Consider the following 17,156-nt stretch of genomic DNA (forward strand, 5'->3'; position numbering starts at 1 on the left):
AGGTCAATGTCCGCGACGGTTCACCCGTTGTCGGGGTGCCGCGGAGAACCTGTGCGGATGTGACTGCCGTCCCCCTCCCCCGCCGGCGCCCGCCCCGTCGCCTCCCCGTCCGCCCGGTGCTGTGCCTGCTGCCGCTCGTGCTCGTCGCCGTGGCCGCCGTACGGCACCGCTCGGTGCTCGCCGAGGGCTTCGGGCAGCTGCGGACCGCCTCCTGGCCGTGGCTGCTGGCGGCGGCCGGGGCCACCTGTCTGACCTGGGTCGCCGCCGCCGTCACCCGGCAGGGCGCGGTGCTCCAGCCGCTGCCGAAGGGACGGCTGCTGGCCGCCCAGTTCGCGGCGGCCGCGGCCAACCATCTGCTGCCGACCGGGCTGGGCGCGGGCGCCGTGAACCTGCGCTTCATGACCGTGTGCGGGGTGCCGCCGGCGCGTTCCTCGGCCGCGCTCGCGCTGTACCTGCTGGCCGAGTGCGTGGGCCGGCTCGGGCTGCTGGCCGCGCTGCTGATCGCGTTCCCGGACGCGCTGCGGCTCGGCATCCTGCTGCCGGACGGCTCGGCGCTCCCGCTGCTGCTGGGCGCGGCCGGCCTGCTGGTCGTCGCGGGGGCCGTGCTCGCGGTCGTACGCCGGTTCCGCACGCGCGTGCTCGCGCTCGCGCGGGACGCCGTCGGTGAGGCGCGGTCGGTGCACTCCCGGCCGGCCCGCGCGCTGGCGCTGTGGGGCGGCTCGCCGGCCTTCCCCGCGCTCCAGGCGGCCGGGCTGGCGGCCGTCGGGCAGGCGCTGCGGCTGCCGGTGCCGCCCGCGCACACGGTGCTGGCCTACCTCGCCGCGACGGTCGCGGTGGCGCTGGTGCCGACGCCCGGCGGGCTGGGTTCCGTGGAGGCGGCGCTGGTGGTGGCGCTGATCGCGGTGGGCGGCCCGGCGGCGGTGGCCACGGCGGTGGTGCCGGCCTACCGGATCATCACCGTGTGGCTGCCGCTGGTGCCGGGGGCGCTGACGCTGGGGGCGCTGGTGCGGCTGAAGGTCATCTGAGGCACAGTGGCCCTCCGAGCCGCCCCCGGAGAAGGAGCACGCACCGTGCCGGTCCGCGCAGAACGCAAGGAGTACGTCACCACGGTCGTCCTGTCCCGGCCGGAGGCCCGCAACGCGGTGGACGGTCCGACGGCCGCCGAACTCGCCGCCGCGTTCCGGGAGTTCGAGGCGGACGACGGCGCCCGGGTGGCGGTGCTGTGGGGCGAGGGCGGCACCTTCTGCGCGGGCGCGGACCTGAAGGCGATCGGCACGGAACGCGGCAACCGGGTGGCGGAGGAAGGCGACGGGCCGATGGGGCCGACGCGGATGCGGCTGTCCAAGCCGGTGATCGCGGCGGTGGCCGGGCACGCGGTCGCGGGCGGGCTCGAACTGGCCCTGTGGTGCGATCTGCGGGTCGTCGAGGAGGACGCGGTGTTCGGGGTGTTCTGCCGCCGCTGGGGCGTGCCCCTGATCGACGGCGGCACGGTACGGCTGCCCCGGCTGATCGGCACCGGCCGGGCCCTGGACATGATCCTCACCGGCCGCCCGGTCCCGGCCCGCGAGGCGCACGAGATGGGTCTGGCGAACCGGCTGGTCCCCACCGGACGGGCCCGCGCCGAGGCGGAGGCGCTGGCGGCGCAGATCGCCCGCTTCCCGCAGGCCTGTCTGCGCGGTGACCGGGCGTCGGTCCTGAACCAGGAGGGGCAGGACGAGGAGACGGCGCTGCGCGGCGAACTCCGGTGGGGCATGGGTGTGCTGGCCGAGAGCGCGCGGGGCGCCGCCCGGTTCGCGTCGGGTGCCGGACGGCACGGGTCGTTCACGGACTCGTGAACCGCCGCTCCCCCGGCAGCCCCGCGGTCAGCCGGTGCTCACCCGTACCTCCCCGCCCCCGGGGTCGACGCGGTCGTGCCAGCGGGCGGTGAGGGTCACGGTGCGGTCGGGCAGGGCGGTGGCGCCTCGCTCCCGGTGGAGGAGGCGGCCGTCCTGGTGGACGTACAGGACCGGGCGGGGCAGCGGGATGCCGGTGCGCAGCACGTGACGGGTCGGCGGGCCGGCCGGGGTGACGCGGTTCGGGGCGATCCAGCGCAGCGGCGCCTCGACGGCCACGGGGACGCCCGGGTCCGGCCAGGGCGCGCCCGCCAGGAACTCCAGCACCGCGCCGGCCGCCCGGACGCCCTCGCGGGCCGCGGTGCCGGCGGGCTCCACGGCGTGCAGCACGTTGCCGGCGGCGAAGACACCGGGGCGTGAGGTGTGCAGGGTGGCGCCGACGGCGGGACCGCGGGTGCCCGGGTCCAGGGTGAGGCCGCCACGCCGGGCCAGTTCGTGCTCGGGCACGAAGTCGCCGGTGAACACCACGGTGTCACAGGGCAGTACGGTCGTACGGCCGTCCCGGTGGCGGACGCGGACGCCGGACAGCCGTCCCTGGCCGAGGAGTTCGGTGACGGTGGTGTCGGTCAGCAGGGGGATGCCGTGGCGCAGCCGGGCCGTCCGGGCACGGGCGCGACCGGTCTGGGCGCGCGGGTGCTCGGTGACCAGCGCGACGACCTCGGCGCCGGCCGCGCGGACGGTGCCGGCCGCCGCGTAGGAGACGTCCGCCGCACCGACCACGACGGCGCGGGTGCCGATGGGTTGCCCGAACAGGTGGACCGCCTGCTGGAGTTCGCCGGTGGTGTAGACGCCGGCGGGGCGGGTGCCGGGCACCAGGCGGGCGGCGCGCGGGCGTTCGCGGGCGCCGGTGGCGAGGACGACCGCCCGCGCCTCGACGGTCTCCGGGCCGCCGGGCCCCACGGTGGTGAGCACGGGTCCCGCCGTCGCCCAGTCCAGCGCCGTCACCCCGGTCCGGAGGGTGGCACCGGCCCGCTCGGCGGCCTCCGTGAGCAGGCGGGCGTAGCGGGGCCCGGTCAGTGGGTGCGTCCAGGTGCCGAAGCCGCCGTGCGCGCACGTCCGGGGCACTCCGCCGGGCTGCTGCTCCCGCTCCAGCACCTCCACGCGTCCGGCACCGGCGGCGGCCAGCCGCGCGGCGGCGGCGAGCCCGGCGGGACCGGCGCCGACGACGAGGACGTCCACGTGACGCGGGGTCGTCATGACGTCAGCCCCCGCTCGAACAACTCCCGTACGGCCGCCCCGCAGTAGAAGCCCTGGCAGCGGCCGGCCCCGGCGCGGGTGCGGCGGCGCAGGCCCTCCAGGCTGCGGGGCGGGACGGTACTGGCGAGGGCGTCGCGGATCTCCCCGCGGGAGACGCGCTCGCAGTGGCAGACGAGGGTGCCGTACTCGGGGTCGGCGGCGATGAGGTCGGGCCGCTGGTAGGGGCGCGGGAAGGCCTCGCCGAGGTTGGGCATGGTCAGTGGCTCCGGCTCGCGTACCGGCCCGAGGTCGAGTCCGTTCTCCGCGAGCAGGCCGGTGACGTGGGCGGCGATGGCCAGGGACGCGGTCAGCCCGGTGGAGCGGATGCCGCCGACGGTGACGTACGCCTGCCCGGGGTGCGCGGTGATGCGGTAGTCCTCGTGTCCGGTGGCCGCGCGCAGCCCGGCGTAGACGGCGGTGACCTCCTCCTCCAGCAGGGCGGGCAGGATGCGCCGGCCCTTGTCCCGCAGCGCGGCCAGCCCGTCGGCGGTGGATCCGGTGGCCCGTTTGTCGTGCAGGTCCTCGGCGGTGGGGCCGAGCAGGACGTTGCCGTAGACGGTCGGGGCGACCAGGACGCCCTTGCCGAGGGCGGTCGGCACGGGCAGGAGGATGTGCCGGACGAGGGGGCGGGCGAGCTTGTCGTGGACGAGGAGCTGGCCGCGGCGCGGGGTGACGGTGAAGTCGTCGTGGCCGAGGGCGCGGTCCAGGGTGTCGGCGTGCAGCCCGGCCGCGTTGACCAGGTGGCGGGCGCGCAGGGTGCCCCGGCTGGTGGTCAGCAGGTGCCCGTCCGCCGGACGCACCTGCCGGACGGCCGTGTTCAGGTGCAGGTCGGCTCCGGCGCGGACCGCCTGGGTGGCGTAGGCGAGGGTCGTGGTCCAGGGGCAGATGATGCTCTCGCCGGGGACGTGCAGGGCGCCGAGCGCGCCCGGGCCGAGATGCGGCTCGCGGGCGTACAGCTCCTCGGGGCCGAGCAGGACGGTGTCCGGGTACGCGTTGCGCTCGGCCTTCTCGGCCAGCCGGGGCAGCGCGGCGAGTTGCTCCTCGTCCCAGGCGACCAGCAGCGCGCCGACCCGTTCGACGGGGATGCCGGTCTCGGCCGCGTAGGCGCCGAGCCGCGCGTACCCCTCGCGGACCAGCCGGGCCTCCAGGGTGCCGGGGGTCGCGTCGAAACCGGTGTGCAGGATCGCGGTGTTGGCCTTGGAGGTGCCCTGGCCGACGTCGTCCTGGGCCTCGACCAGGGCGACGCGCAGCCGGGGCCGGCGGGCCAGTTCACGGGCGATGGCGCAGCCCACCACGCCGGCGCCGACGATCGCCACGTCGTACGGCGTCGACGGCAGCGGACCGCCCGCGGTGACCCTCACGAGCCCAGAAGACCCGCGACGGCACCACGAAACCGGGCACGACGCTCGGCCGCCTGACCGGCCGGGACACGGGGCTCGTACACGACGGCGGGCTTTCCCTCGGGCAGGGCCTCCTCGACGCCCAGCCCAGGGTGCGCGCCGAGGCGGGCGAGGGTGGCGGCGCCGAGCGCGGTGGCGTCGGGCAGCGATGACACCTCGACGGGGCGTTGCAGCAGGTCGGCCTGGGTCTGCATGAGGAGCGCGGAGCGGGTGAGTCCGCCGTCGACGCGGAGCGTGGTCAGCGGCGCGCCCAGGTCGCCGGCGGCGGCCTCGGCGAGTTCGGCGACCTGGGCGGCGATGCCCTCGCACAGGGCGCGCACGAGGTGCCCGGGGGTGGTGTCGAGGCCGAGTCCGGTGAGGGAGCCGCGTACGTCGCCCCGCCACCAGGGGGCGGCGAGTCCGGCGAGGGCCGGGACGAAGGTGACCCCGCCGCTGTCGGGGACGGCGTCGCCGACCCGGTCGAGGTCGGCGGCGGAGGAGATGACACCGAGGTCGGTGAGCCAGCGGACGGCGGAGGCGGCCGTGTAGACCTGGCCGTCCAGGCAGTAGCTGGTGGTTCCGGCGAGCCGCCAGGCCACGCAGCTGACCAGGCCGGAGCCGCCGCGCCGGGGGCGGTCGCCGGTGTGCGCGAGCAGGAACGCGCCGGTGCCGTAGGTGCACTTGGCGGTGCCGGGGGCGGTGACGCGCTGGGCGAGCAGGGCGGCCTGCTGGTCGACGATGAGTCCGGTGAGCGGGATCTCGGGGCCGAACGCCCGGGTGGTGCCGACCGGTTGCGCGGCGTCGGTCACCTCGGGCAGGTCCTCGCCGGCCAGGCCGTAGAGGTCGAGGGCGCGCGGGGACCACTCGGCGCGGTCCAGGTCCAGGAGCTGGGTGCGGCCGGCGGTGGCGGCGTCGGTGGCGAAGGCGCCGGTGAGGCGGTGGACCAGCCAGGCGTCGGAGGTGGTGACGACGCCCTCGCGGGTGAGGTGGCGGCGGATCCAGGCCATCTTGGGCGCGGCGAAGTAGGGGTCGAGGGGCAGCCCGGTCAGCTGCCGCAACTCCTCCGCGTGGTCGGCGAGTCCGGCACAGACGGTCTCGGCCCGCCGGTCCTGCCAGACCAGGGCGTCGGTCAGCGGGCGGCCGGTGGCCGGGTCCCAGGCGAGGACGGTCTCGCCCTGGTTGGCGAGGCCGAGCGCGACGACGTCCTCACCGGCCTCGGCGAGCGCACGCCGGCCGGCCTCGACCACCGAGTCGTACAACTGCGTCGGATCCACCTCGACCAGGCCGCCGGGCAGATGACGGGGGCGCACCTCGGCGAATCCGCTGCCGAGGATCCCGCGTTCCGGGCAGACCACGAGCGCCTTGGTGCCGGACGTGCCCTGGTCCACAGCGAGCACCGGCCCGGTCATCACACGTCCTCCGCTCCCGTCCCGAAGATCACCGCGCCAGCCTGCCGCCGCCCCGGTCCCGGAGTCAAGGTCTTCCTCCCGGCCACCAACTCGCGGACCCGGTTGTTGAGTTGGCAACAATGGTCCGTCGCAACCCGCACCTCTATAGTGACCGCCGACCACACGAGGTATCTCCGTCACCGCCCAGGGGAGGGCTGTTGCAACGTCACCCCGCCACCACGCCCGTGCGCCCGTGGCCGGGGGCCTGCGGCTGATGGCCAGAGACGGAGCCCGCCCCTCCTACGACCCCGCCGGACCCGACCACGCCCTGCGCGCCGCCCTCCAGGATCTGCGCACCGGCCGCTGGATGGCCATGCGCACCCTGCTCGCGGAGACCACGCAGTGGTGGCAGTGGACCCAGCGCACCCAGGTCCTCGCGGCGGCCGCGGCCGGCACCGACGTGGTGCGGGCCTGGCTCGCCGAGGAGCCGGGCAGCGCCCACGCGGTGGTGATGCACGCCCGGGTCGGCGTGGAGCGGGCCCTGCGCGCCCGGCGGGAACGGCACCGTCGTACCCACGAGTTGTGGATCGAGGCGTGGGACGCGGCCCAGTCGGCCACCGCGGCCGCCCCGCGGGACCCGGTGCCCTGGGTGTGCCTGCTGGCGCTGGCCCAGCTCGATCCGGAGCAGCGCTGGGAGGAGCACCGGGCCGCCGCGCCCGAGCCGGTTCTGCCGCCGGGCCCCTGGGGGCTGCTGGCCGAGGCCGGCCGGCGCGACCCGTTCAACCGCGAGGCCCACCACCGGATGCTGCAGTTCCTGTACGCCCGCGGTGGTTCCGGCCGGCTCGCGGAGGCCGCCGGGTACGCGCAGTGGGCCGCCGGCCAGGCCCCGCCCGGTTCCGCGCTGCACCTGCTGCCGCTGTACGTCCGGGTCGAGCGGTACCGCCGGGACAGCGGGCACGACGCGGCGCTGGACCTGCACTGGGTGGTGGAGGAGGCGGCCCGGGAGGCGCGGCGCGCGCTGCACTCCTGGTTCGAGCGGACCCGGCCCGCCGAGCGCGCGCTGCCGGACCTCAACCACCTGGCCCACGCCCTGTGGGGCTCCCTTCAGTTCCGGGAAGCGGCACGGGTGTTCGAGGCGATCGGCCCTTACTTCACGCCCCCGCCCTGGATGTACCGCACCCCGGACCGGGAGCGTGCCGTGGAGGTCTTCGTACAGGCCCGGGAGCGCTGCCGGGCCGCCGCGGAGGGCTCGGGCCCCTGAACTCACCACGCGTACGCGCTCCCGTTCGCAAGCCTGTCGATCCCGGAGGTTTCCGCATGTCCCGCACCCCCGATCCAGCGCCCTCCCCCGGTCTGCCGCAGCAGGACGAGGAGCAGCGGCTGCGCGAACTCGGCTACCGGCCCGTGCTGGCCCGCCGCATGGGCGGCTTCGGCAACTTCGCGATCAGCTTCTCGGTGATCTCGATCCTGTCCGGCTGCATGACCCTGTACGGCTTCGGCCTGAACACCGGCGGCCCCGCCGTGATGCTGTGGGGCTGGGCCGGCGTCGGCCTGTTCGTGCTGTGCGTCGGCCTCGCGCTCGCCGAGGTCACCAGCGCCTACCCGACCTCCGGCGCGCTGTACTACATGGCGGACCGGCTCGGCGGCCGGCGCTGGGGCTGGTACACCGGCTGGCTGAACCTGCTCGGCCTGCTCGGCGCGATCGCCGGCATCGACTACGGCGCCGCCCTGTTCGCCGGCGCGTTCGCCAACCTCCAGTGGGGCTTCGTGCCGACGCCCGGCAGGACCATGCTGATCTTCTGCGCCATCCTGCTGCTGCACGCGGTGCTGAACCTGTTCGGCGTCCGCCTGGTCAGCCTGCTGAACTCGGTCAGCGTGTGGTGGCACCTGGCCGGCGTCGCGCTGATCGTCGGCGCGCTGGCGATCTTCCCCGACCACCACCGGTCGCCGTCCTTCGTGTTCACCGAGTTCGTCAACGAGACCGGCTGGGACAACCCGCTGTACGTCGCCGCGATCGGCCTGCTCCTCGCGCAGTACACCTTCTCCGGCTACGACGCCTCCGCCCACCTCTCGGAGGAGACCTCGCACGCCTCGGTGGCCGCGTCCCGAGGCATCGTCCGCGCCATCTGGGCGTCCTGGCTCGCCGGCTTCGTGCTGCTGGCCGGACTCACCTTCGCCATCCAGGACTACGACGCCACGCGCACCACCGACACCGGTGTGCCGCCCGCCCAGATCCTGCTGGACGGGCTCGGCACCGACGGCGCCGGCGCCCTGCTCCTCGTGGTCGTCGTCGCGCAGCTGTTCTGCGGGAACGCCGAGGTCGCCGCGGCCAGCCGGATGGTGTTCGCGTTCAGCCGGGACGGCGCGCTGCCCGGCTCGCACCTGTGGCGCAAGGTGAGCGGCCGCACCCAGACCCCGGTGGCCGCCGTCTGGCTGTCCGTCGTCGTGGCCTGCGTCCTCGCGCTGCCGTCGCTGTACTCGGCGACGGCGTACAACGCGGTGACCGCCATCAACGTCATCGGCATCACCCCGGCCTACGCCATCCCGGTGTTCCTGCGGCTGCGCGCCGGCGACCGTTTCCAGCCGGGTCCGTGGCACCTGGGCCGCTGGAGCAGGCCCATCGGCTGGATCGCGGTCGTCTGGGTGGCCTGTGTGACGGTGCTGTTCTGCCTGCCGCAGGCGTCGCCGGTCACGGTCGGCACGATGAACTACGCCTCCGTCGCCCTCGCCGTGGTCCTCGTCCTCGCCAGCGTCTGGTGGTACGTCGCCCGCCGCTCGTACGGCACCCCCACCACGGCGGCGTACGGCAGCGACCGCGACCAGGCGGAACTCGCCGAGGGCATCATCTGAGCCCGACTGCCCGAAGAGCACCGGTCCCGGTACGAACTGGAGTGCCGGATACGGCAGGATGAACGAGCGCGCCGGTCACCGGAGTTCCTTTCGGCCGGCGCGATCGCACATCCCGGACATCGAGCAGGTGACAACGTGACGAGACTTCACAAACGGCTCTCCGCAGCGGCCGCGCGCCCCGGAGGTGACCGGTGAACCGCGCGCTGACCCTGGACGACCTCGTCCTCGCCGGTATCGCCCTGGCGGCCGGCCTGGTGCTCGCCTTCATGTCGCGCACCCTGCTGCGCTGGCTCGCCAAGCACGCCAAGCGAACCCGGTGGAGCGGCGACGACGTCATCGTGGACGCGCTGCGCTCGGTCGTCCCGTGGGCGGCGATCGCGGGCGGCGCGGCGGCGGCGACGGTCGTACTGCCGTTCACCCGGACCGTCCAGCACCACGTCGACCAGGTGCTCGAGGTCTGGCTGATCGTCGTGGTGACCTTCTCCGCGGCCCGGGTGATCGCCGGCCTGGTCCGCTCGGTCACCCAGTCCCGCTCGGGGGTCGCGGGCTCGGCGACCATCTTCGTCAACATCACCCGGGTCCTGGTCCTGGCGATCGGGTTCCTGGTGGTCCTCCAGACCCTCGGCATCTCCATAGCGCCGCTGCTCACCGCCCTGGGCGTGGGCGGTCTGGCCGTCGCCCTGGCCCTGCAGGACACGCTCGCCAACCTCTTCGCGGGCATCCACATCCTCGCCTCCAAGACCGTCCAGCCGGGCGACTACATCCGGCTGAGCAGCGGTGAGGAGGGCTACGTCGTCGACATCAACTGGCGCCAGACGACGGTCCGCCAGCTCTCCAACAACCTGGTGGTCATCCCCAACGGCCAGCTCGCCAAGGCGAACATGACCAACTACACGCGCCCCGAGCAGGAACTGACCGTCCTGGTGCAGGTCGGGGTGAGCTACGACTCCGACCTGGAGCACGTCGAGCGGGTGACCGCGGAGGTGGTCACGGAGGTCATGACGGACGTCACGGGCGCCGTGCCCGACCACGAACCCGCCATCCGCTTCCACACCTTCGGCGACTCCCGGATCGGCTTCACGGTGATCCTCGGCGTCGGCGAGTTCAGCGACCAGTACCGGATCAAGCACGAGTTCATCAAGCGCCTCCACCGCCGCTACCGCGAGGAGGGCATCCGCATCCCGGCCCCCGCTCGCACGGTCTCCCTCCAGCAGGGCTCGGTGGTGATTCCGCAGCAGCGCAGCGGGCAGGACATCGCCGACGAGGCGGCCCTGTCCGACTAGGAGCGGCCGGCGGCGCCCCGTCGCCGCCCCTCCTCATGGGAGCAGTCGGCGATCTTGGGCATCCGTAGCCAGAGATCGTCGTCGCTGTCAGGAGGAGCCGGCATGACCATACCCGTGCGCCGCATCCGTCGGGCGGAGCGCCGGCGGCGCTTCGATCTGCGCAGCACCGCGATGTTCTTCGTCCTGCTCGCGATCATCCTGTGCGTCCTGGCGTTCGTGGCGCGTACGGCTGCCGGCATGGTCGAACGCCGCCCGCTGTGGGCCTGTGTGCTGGCGGTACTCGGCCTGGCCGCCGCGCTGAGGTTCCGTTCCGGGCGGCGCCGCTTCTCCGCCTGGAGGTACGCGCGCCGGGCCGCCCGGGCGCTGGAGGAAGCCGCCGACACCGCCGCCGGCACACTCCGCGCCACGGCGCCGGACGGAGCGGCGGCACCGGCGGACGAGCCCGCCCCCTTCCCGCTCACGGCCGACTACGCCGAGCTGGCCCCCGACGCCTTCGAGCAGGCCGTGGCGGAGCTGTGTGTCCGCGGCGGCTGCCGCGACGTGGAGGTGGTGGGAGGAGCCGGCGACCTCGGGGCGGACGTCGTCGCGGTCACCCCGGACGGGCGGCGTCTGGTCATCCAGTGTAAGCAGTACGGTGACGACAACAAGGTCGGTTCCCAGGACATGCAGCGCTTCGGGGGAACCTGCTTCACCATCCACGAGGCCGATGTCGCGGCGGTCGTCACCACCAGCGACTTCACCGAGCCCGCTCTGGAGTACGCCCGGATGTGCGGGATCGTCTGCGTGAACGGCGACGACCTCCGGGCCTGGCACCTGGGCACGGGCCACAGCCCCTGGCACCGGACGGATGTCGGGCCCTGACCGGACGGCCCGGACCCGGGCTACGCTCGAAGCAGCATGACCTCCTCCCCCGGCCCCGGCTCGCCCGGGCGGCCCTCCCCCGATCCCCGGGCGCTGGACCAGCGCCTGGACGCCCTCGCGCGCCAGCCGTTCCGGGCGAGGTTCCACCTGCGCGGCCGGGACCGGGCGACCGCCCGGCTGAAAGGGCCGGCGACCATCCGGTGGCACGCCTACGACCTGATCGCGCGGCGGCTGGCGCCGGCCGAGCCGTACAAGGACGGGAAGCAGACGCCGTACCGCGGTCACCCGGTGTTCGTGGCCCAGCACGCGACCGCCACCTGCTGCCGGAGCTGCCTGGAGCGCTGGCACGGCATCCCCAAGGGGCGGGAGCTGACCCGGCCCGAACACGTGTACGTGGTGGACGTGATCTGCCGCTGGATCGCGCGCGAGATGGCGGACGGCACTTTTTCCGGCCAGGACCCCTGTCGAGCCGACCCCGATCACGAGATATCTTGATGTCGAGCAATGTTACAGACGTGGAGCGGAGCACCCGGTGACTGACTCGACCATCATCTACACCTACACAGACGAGGCCCCGGCCCTGGCGACGCACTCGTTCCTGCCGGTGATCCAGGCGTACGCCTCGCAGGCCGGTGTGCCCGTGGAGACGCGCGACATCTCGCTGGCCGGGCGCATCATCGCCGTCTTCCCGGAGTACCTGAACGAGGACCAGCGCATCCCCGACGCGCTGACCGAGCTGGGTGAGCTGGCCAAGACCCCGGCCGCCAACATCATCAAGCTGCCGAACATCTCGGCGTCCATCCCGCAGCTGAAGGCCGCCATCGCCGAGTTGCAGGGCAAGGGCTACGCGCTCCCGGACTACCCGGACGACCCGAAGACCGACGAGGAGCGCGAGATCCGCGCCCGCTACGACAAGATCAAGGGCTCCGCCGTCAACCCGGTCCTGCGCGAGGGCAACTCCGACCGCCGCGCCCCCGCCTCGGTGAAGAACTACGCCAAGACCCACCCGCACCGCATGGGCGCCTGGACCCCCGAGTCCAAGACCAACGTGGCGACCATGGGTGAGAACGACTTCCGCTCCACCGAGAAGTCCGTCGTCGTCTCCGAGGACGGCACGCTGAAGATCGAGCTGGTCGGCGAGGACGGCACCACCACCGTGCTGAAGGAGTCCGTACCGGTCCGGGCGGGCGAGGTCGTCGACGCCTCCGTCATGCGCGTCGCCGAGCTGAACACCTTCCTCGCCGCGCAGGTCGCCCGCGCCAAGGCGGAGGGCGTCCTGTTCTCCGTGCACCTGAAGGCCACGATGATGAAGGTCTCCGACCCGATCATCTTCGGTCACGTGGTGCGCGCCTTCTTCCCGAAGACGTTCGCGAAGTACGGCGAGACCCTCAAGGCCGCCGGCCTCACCCCGAACGACGGCCTCGGCGGCATCCTCAAGGGCCTGGAGAGCCTGCCCGAGGGCGCCGAGATCAAGGCCTCCTTCGACGCCGAGATCGCCGAGGGCCCGGACCTGGCCATGGTCGACTCGGACAAGGGCATCACCAACCTGCACGTGCCGTCGGACGTCATCATCGACGCCTCGATGCCGGCCATGATCCGCACCTCCGGCCACATGTGGGGCGCGGACGGCCAGGAGCACGACGCCCTCGCCGTGATCCCGGACTCCTCCTACGCCGGCGTCTACCAGGCCGTCATCGACGACTGCCGGGCCAACGGCGCCTACGACCCGTCGACCATGGGCTCGGTCCCGAACGTCGGCCTGATGGCGCAGAAGGCCGAGGAGTACGGCTCCCACGACAAGACCTTCGAGATCCCGGCCGCCGGCACGGTCCGCCTGACCGACCAGGCCGGCAACGTGCTGATCGAGCAGCCGGTCGCGCAGGGCGACATCTTCCGCGCCTGCCAGACCAAGGACGCCCCGATCCGCGACTGGGTCAAGCTGGCCGTCACCCGCGCCCGCGCCACCGGCGACCCGGCGGTGTTCTGGCTGGACGAGAACCGCGCCCACGACGCGCAGCTGATCGCCAAGGTCAAGCAGTACCTGCCGGAGCACGACACCGAGGGCCTGGACATCCGCATCCTGTCCCCGGTCGAGGCCACCAAGCTGTCGGTGGAGCGCATCCGCCGCGGCGAGAACACCATCTCGGTGACCGGCAACGTGCTGCGCGACTACCTGACCGACCTCTTCCCCATCCTGGAGCTGGGCACCAGCGCCAAGATGCTGTCGGTCGTCCCGCTGATGGCGGGCGGCGGCCTGTTCGAGACGGGCGCCGGCGGCTCCGCGCCGAAGCACGTCCAGCAGCTGGTCAAGGAGAACTACCTGCGCTGGGACTCCCTCGGTGAGTTCTTCGCCCTGGTCCCGTCCTTCGAGCAGTACGCGGAGGCCACCGGCAACACCCGCGCCAAGGTCCTCGCCGACGCCCTCGACCGCGCCACGGCGACCTTCCTCAACGAGGACAAGTCCCCGACCCGCCGCGTCGGCGGCATCGACAACCGCGGCAGCCACTTCTACCTGTCCCTGTACTGGGCGCAGGAGCTGGCCCGGCAGACCGAGGACGCCGACCTCGCGAAGGCCTTCGCGCCGCTCGCCGAGACCCTCGCGGCCAACGAGCAGAAGATCGTGGAGGAGCTGAACGCGGTCCAGGGCAAGCCGGCCGACATCGGCGGCTACTACCAGGTCGACAAGGCCAAGGCGGACGCGGTCATGCGCCCGTCGGCCACCTGGAACGAGGCGCTGGCGTCCCTGAGCTAGTGCCTGCGGCGGCCTGAGCCGGCGCCTGCGGCGCCTGGGCCGCCGAGCCGACGTGCCCTCCGCCCCGGCCGGGAACCCCCGGCCGGGGCGGAGGCGTGCGGGGCGGGAGCCGTTGTCGGTGCCGTATGGCACCTTGATCGTGCACGCCCCCACCACCCCAGGAGCAGCCGGTGTCCCAGACCGCCCCCTCGTTCGCACTCCTCCCCGGTGCCGCCGACTCGCCGGTGCTGCTGCATGTGCCGCATTCCGCGCGGGCGATACCGGACGACGTGCGGGCCGGCATCGTGCTGGACGGCGCGGAGCTGGAGCGGGAGCTGGACCACATCACGGACGCGCACACCGCCGAGATCGCCGAGCGGGCCGCCGCGCTCGCCGGGGTCCGCCCCTGGCGGTTCGTGAACCGGCTCTCGCGGCTGGTGGTGGACCCGGAGCGGTTCCCGGACGAGCGGGAGGAGATGACGGCCGTCGGCATGGGCGCGGTGTACACGCGGACCACGCACCGGTCCGAGCTGCGGCCCGCGGACACCGACCCGGAGCCCCTGCTCGCCCGCTACTTCCGGCCGTACGCCGCGGCCATGACGCAGGCGGTGGCCGACCGGCTGGCCGCGACCGGCCGGGCCGTGATCATCGATGTCCACTCGTACCCGGCCGAACCGCTCCCGTACGAACTCCACGGCGCCGGCCCGCGCCCTCCGGTCTGCCTCGGCACGGACACCTTCCACACCCCGCCGGGGCTGACGGCGTCCGCCCGCGAGGCGTTCGCCGCCTGCGGCGGGACGGGCCTGGACAGCCCGTTCGCCGGCACATACGTACCGCTGGACTTCTACGGCACGGACGCCCGGGTCAGCGCCCTGATGGTGGAGATCCGCCGGGACACGTACATGACGGAGCCGGGCGGCCCCGCCGGTCCCGGCCTGGACCGGCTCGCCACCGCGCTGGCCGCGCTCGTCGACTCGGTCAGGCCCTGAGCCACTCCGTGACGATCAGCTCCGCGCCGGTCCGCAGGCGCAGGGCGAACGGACCGGACGGTGGGGTGTCGCTGGTGAAGCGGCCCAGGGGATCGGCGGTGAGCGGACGGGTGGCCTGGGGGCCGCCGAGGACCTCGATGCGGGCCGACTGCGGTGGCAGCAGCTGGCCGATCAGGCCGTCCTCGGTGACCTCCACGTCGACGGTCGTCCCGCCCGCGCGGAACGTGAGCATGCGCGGCGCGTCCGTGACCCCCCGGACCGGCAGCGCGTCCACGAGCGAGTCGAAGGTCAGCTCGGCCAGGCGGGCGTCCAGGTCGTGCAACGCGAAGGCGTCCAGGGCCGTCTGGAGCAGCTCGGCCGGGACCGGGTCCAGGACGGCGGCGGCCTGGCGCAGCTCCTCCTCCAGCAGGGCGTCCGCGAACTCCTCCGGCCCCTCGGGCATCCCGTCGCCGTTCACACCGCACCCCGCGCGTTCATCCGGGCCCGCAGCCGGCGCAGACAGCGCTGGCGCAGCGGACCGATGCTGCCGACCGCGATACCGAGCGCGGCCGAGATCTCCCCGTAGCTGGGCGGCGGCGAGGCCATCAGCACACGCAGCAACTGCCGGCAGCGCTCGCCCAGTCCGTCCAGTTCCTGCCACAGGCGGCGGACCCGCTCGGCCCGGTCCGCCTCCTCCTCCGAGTCGATCAGCGACTCCTCGGGCGTCCGTTCCTCGCTGGCCCGGTCCAGCACCCGCGGATCGTCGGTCAGGGTCAGCCGCGCCAGGCCCTTGAGCACCTTCAGGCACTCGTGCCGGGCCGTACTGGCCAGCCAGGCACCGGCCTTGTCGGGTTCCCGTATCCGGCCCAGATGCTGGGCGAAGCGGAACCACGTGGTCTGGAAGACCTCGTGCCCGTCGGCGTCCGACAGCCGGTGTGCGCGCACCACCGACCACACCAGCGGACTCATCCCTTCCACCAGCGCCTTCCAGGCCGCGGCGTCCCCGTCGACGGCGGACTGGACCAACGCGCCGACCTCTGCTCGGTCCACGGCTCCACCCCTTGTGTACGGCCTGTCATCGTACGCCGTGGAGCGGAGCGTTCCGGCCCTCATGCGGGCAGTGCCGGGATCATGGCCGGGACGGGTCGCCAGGTGGGCGGACGGAGCGCCGTCACACGCGCCCCGCGCACCTCGGCCCGGTCCGTGGCCGCCGCCAGCAGCCCGGCGCCGGCCGCACGCGGGTCGCGCTCCCGGTACGCCGTCATCCGCGCGGCGACGAGCCCCGCGGCCACCGGGGTGGCGAAGGAGGTGCCGCTCCACTGCGCGAGGCCGTCGAACATCACCTGGTCCGGCTTGGCACCGGTGCTCTCCCGGCCCTCGCTCAGCACACCGGTGTGGCGCGGGTACTGGCAGGTGCAGGGGTAGTCGGTGTCGCCGAAGCGGCAGCTGTCGTAGGTGGAGTGCTGGTAGACGTACGGCACGGGCGTGGTGAAGCCGGTGAGGGCGCTGGTGAGGCGCTCGCCGGGGGCGTGGACGCGTACCCAGGGCCCGTGGTTGGTGAAGCAGGCTCCGAACTCGCCGTCCGCGCGGAGGGCGCCGACCGACAGCACGCAGTCGGCGTACTCGGGCAGGGCGGCGTAGGCGGCGGGCCAGAACGGGGTGTCGCTGCCGTTGTTGCCGGCGGCGGCCACCAGCAGGGTGCGCTGCTCGCGCAGTTCCCGCATGAACGCGTCCAGGCCGATCAGGCCGTCGGTGTCCGTGCTGGGCGTGCCCGCGGAGAGGCTGAGGATGTCCGGCCAGCCGTCCCGGTCGACGGCTTCGAAGAGCAGCCCGCCGAACTCGGACTCCAGCACGGCCCCGGCGTCGTTGAGCGTGCCGCGCACGGTGATGTCGGTGTTGGGCGCCACGGCCGCGAGGACCCCGGCGATGAACGTGCCGTGGCCGACGTACTGGCGGAGCACTCCGTCGCCGTCGGTCTCGGTCAGCTGGGCGTCGCCGGTGGTGTGGGCGAGCAGCGGGTAGGAGCGGTGGTCGTGCACCAGGCCGGTGTCGACCACGAGCACGCCGACCGCGGTGGCCGGGTCGTAACTGCCCTCGGCGGCGGCCGGGTTGGCGGGCTCGGTGCGCGGGACGGGCACCGGCTCGTCGCCGGGGCAGGCGTTGACCGCGATGTGCACCACATGGTTGCGGCCGACGAGCCGCCGGCCCTGGCGTTCCTCGGCCTCCCGCACCGCGCGCAGGGCGTGCGGCACGGTGTCCTCGCCCTCGGCCGGGTCGCCGACCCGGATCCGGGTGACGCCGGTACGGCCGGCCCGCGGGCCGACGCGGCGCACATGGTCGGGGACGAGGCCCTGGGTCTCGGTGAAGTGGGTGCGCACGGCGTCCTCGACGTACCGGGCCTCCTCGCCGTCCCGGACCAGGACGACACCCTTCTCGTAGAGGAACCCTGCCGAGTCGTCCGGCCCCATGGTCAGGGGTACGTCCGGCAGGGAGCGCTGGATGTGGTGGAACTGCTCGTGGAATCGCTGTGGTGCCATGTGGTGTCCTCCCCCTCAAGACGGCGTTCGA

Annotated in this window: 15 protein-coding genes; 9 read left to right on the plus strand and 6 right to left on the minus strand. The window is 74.0% G+C overall.

Features of this window, described 5'->3' with window-relative positions; all coding sequences use genetic code 11:
• Positions 1 to 59 precede the first annotated feature (59 nt).
• Positions 60 to 1,025 carry a lysylphosphatidylglycerol synthase transmembrane domain-containing protein gene (locus ACZ4U1_RS05510; RefSeq protein WP_467899860.1) on the plus strand — a complete coding sequence of 322 codons (966 nt, stop codon included), beginning with the start codon at positions 60 to 62 and terminating at the stop codon, positions 1,023 to 1,025.
• Between the two features lie 45 nt (positions 1,026 to 1,070).
• On the plus strand, positions 1,071 to 1,835 hold the full coding sequence (locus tag ACZ4U1_RS05515; protein ID WP_467899862.1) for a crotonase/enoyl-CoA hydratase family protein: 765 nt from the start codon (positions 1,071 to 1,073) through the stop codon (positions 1,833 to 1,835).
• Between the two features lie 27 nt (positions 1,836 to 1,862).
• Here ACZ4U1_RS05515 and ACZ4U1_RS05520 read toward each other — a convergent pair whose 3' ends face one another.
• Genes ACZ4U1_RS05520 through ACZ4U1_RS05530 form a run of 3 tightly spaced genes read right to left on the minus strand, consistent with a single transcriptional unit; the run spans position 1,863 to position 5,916 of the window.
• Entirely contained in the window at positions 1,863 to 3,089 is a 1,227-nt protein-coding gene (locus ACZ4U1_RS05520) for an NAD(P)/FAD-dependent oxidoreductase (protein ID WP_467899864.1), read from the minus strand.
• Positions 3,086 to 4,489, minus strand: coding sequence for an FAD-dependent oxidoreductase (locus tag ACZ4U1_RS05525; RefSeq protein WP_467899865.1), 1,404 nt, complete (start codon positions 4,487 to 4,489; stop codon positions 3,086 to 3,088). Before ACZ4U1_RS05525 ends, ACZ4U1_RS05520 begins: the two co-directional genes overlap by 4 nt.
• Positions 4,486 to 5,916: an FGGY family carbohydrate kinase gene (locus ACZ4U1_RS05530; protein WP_467899867.1), complete on the minus strand. Its 1,431-nt coding sequence runs from the start codon at positions 5,914 to 5,916 to the stop codon at positions 4,486 to 4,488. Before ACZ4U1_RS05530 ends, ACZ4U1_RS05525 begins: the two co-directional genes overlap by 4 nt.
• A 253-nt stretch (positions 5,917 to 6,169) precedes the next feature.
• On the opposite strand from ACZ4U1_RS05530, the gene ACZ4U1_RS05535 reads away from it, so the two are divergent.
• The 7 genes from ACZ4U1_RS05535 to ACZ4U1_RS05565 all read left to right on the plus strand — a co-directional run bounded on the left by ACZ4U1_RS05535 (position 6,170) and on the right by ACZ4U1_RS05565 (position 14,609).
• Complete coding sequence (locus tag ACZ4U1_RS05535) at positions 6,170 to 7,156, plus strand: hypothetical protein (RefSeq protein ID WP_467899869.1); 987 nt, start codon at positions 6,170 to 6,172, stop codon at positions 7,154 to 7,156.
• Positions 7,157 to 7,212: 56 nt separating this feature from the next.
• Positions 7,213 to 8,745, plus strand: coding sequence for an amino acid permease (locus ACZ4U1_RS05540; RefSeq protein WP_467899872.1), 1,533 nt, complete (start codon positions 7,213 to 7,215; stop codon positions 8,743 to 8,745).
• A gap of 191 nt (positions 8,746 to 8,936) precedes the next feature.
• Entirely contained in the window at positions 8,937 to 10,028 is a 1,092-nt protein-coding gene (locus tag ACZ4U1_RS05545) for a mechanosensitive ion channel family protein (RefSeq protein ID WP_467899874.1), read from the plus strand.
• A 102-nt stretch (positions 10,029 to 10,130) separates the two neighbouring features.
• Positions 10,131 to 10,889, plus strand: coding sequence for a restriction endonuclease (locus ACZ4U1_RS05550; RefSeq protein ID WP_467899877.1), 759 nt, complete (start codon positions 10,131 to 10,133; stop codon positions 10,887 to 10,889).
• A 36-nt stretch (positions 10,890 to 10,925) separates the two neighbouring features.
• Complete coding sequence (locus tag ACZ4U1_RS05555) at positions 10,926 to 11,384, plus strand: DUF4186 domain-containing protein (protein WP_467899879.1); 459 nt, start codon at positions 10,926 to 10,928, stop codon at positions 11,382 to 11,384.
• Between the two features lie 37 nt (positions 11,385 to 11,421).
• A complete protein-coding gene (locus tag ACZ4U1_RS05560) occupies positions 11,422 to 13,641 on the plus strand; it encodes an NADP-dependent isocitrate dehydrogenase (protein WP_467899880.1) in 2,220 nt (739 codons plus the stop codon).
• Between the two features lie 170 nt (positions 13,642 to 13,811).
• Entirely contained in the window at positions 13,812 to 14,609 is a 798-nt protein-coding gene (locus ACZ4U1_RS05565) for an N-formylglutamate amidohydrolase (protein WP_467899882.1), read from the plus strand.
• On the opposite strand, the gene ACZ4U1_RS05570 is transcribed toward ACZ4U1_RS05565, so the two are convergent.
• Genes ACZ4U1_RS05570 through ACZ4U1_RS05580 form a run of 3 tightly spaced genes read right to left on the minus strand, consistent with a single transcriptional unit; the run spans position 14,599 to position 17,125 of the window.
• Complete coding sequence (locus ACZ4U1_RS05570; protein WP_467900100.1) at positions 14,599 to 15,051, minus strand: hypothetical protein; 453 nt, start codon at positions 15,049 to 15,051, stop codon at positions 14,599 to 14,601. The genes ACZ4U1_RS05565 and ACZ4U1_RS05570 overlap by 11 nt on opposite strands.
• Positions 15,052 to 15,062: 11 nt before the next feature.
• Entirely contained in the window at positions 15,063 to 15,701 is a 639-nt protein-coding gene (locus ACZ4U1_RS05575) for an RNA polymerase sigma factor (protein WP_467899883.1), read from the minus strand.
• Positions 15,698 to 17,125: a S8/S53 family peptidase gene (locus ACZ4U1_RS05580; protein ID WP_467899886.1), complete on the minus strand. Its 1,428-nt coding sequence runs from the start codon at positions 17,123 to 17,125 to the stop codon at positions 15,698 to 15,700. The genes ACZ4U1_RS05575 and ACZ4U1_RS05580 overlap by 4 nt, the downstream gene beginning before the upstream one ends.
• Positions 17,126 to 17,156 lie beyond the last annotated feature (31 nt).

Source organism: Streptomyces sp. NPDC028928 (genome assembly GCF_055564915.1).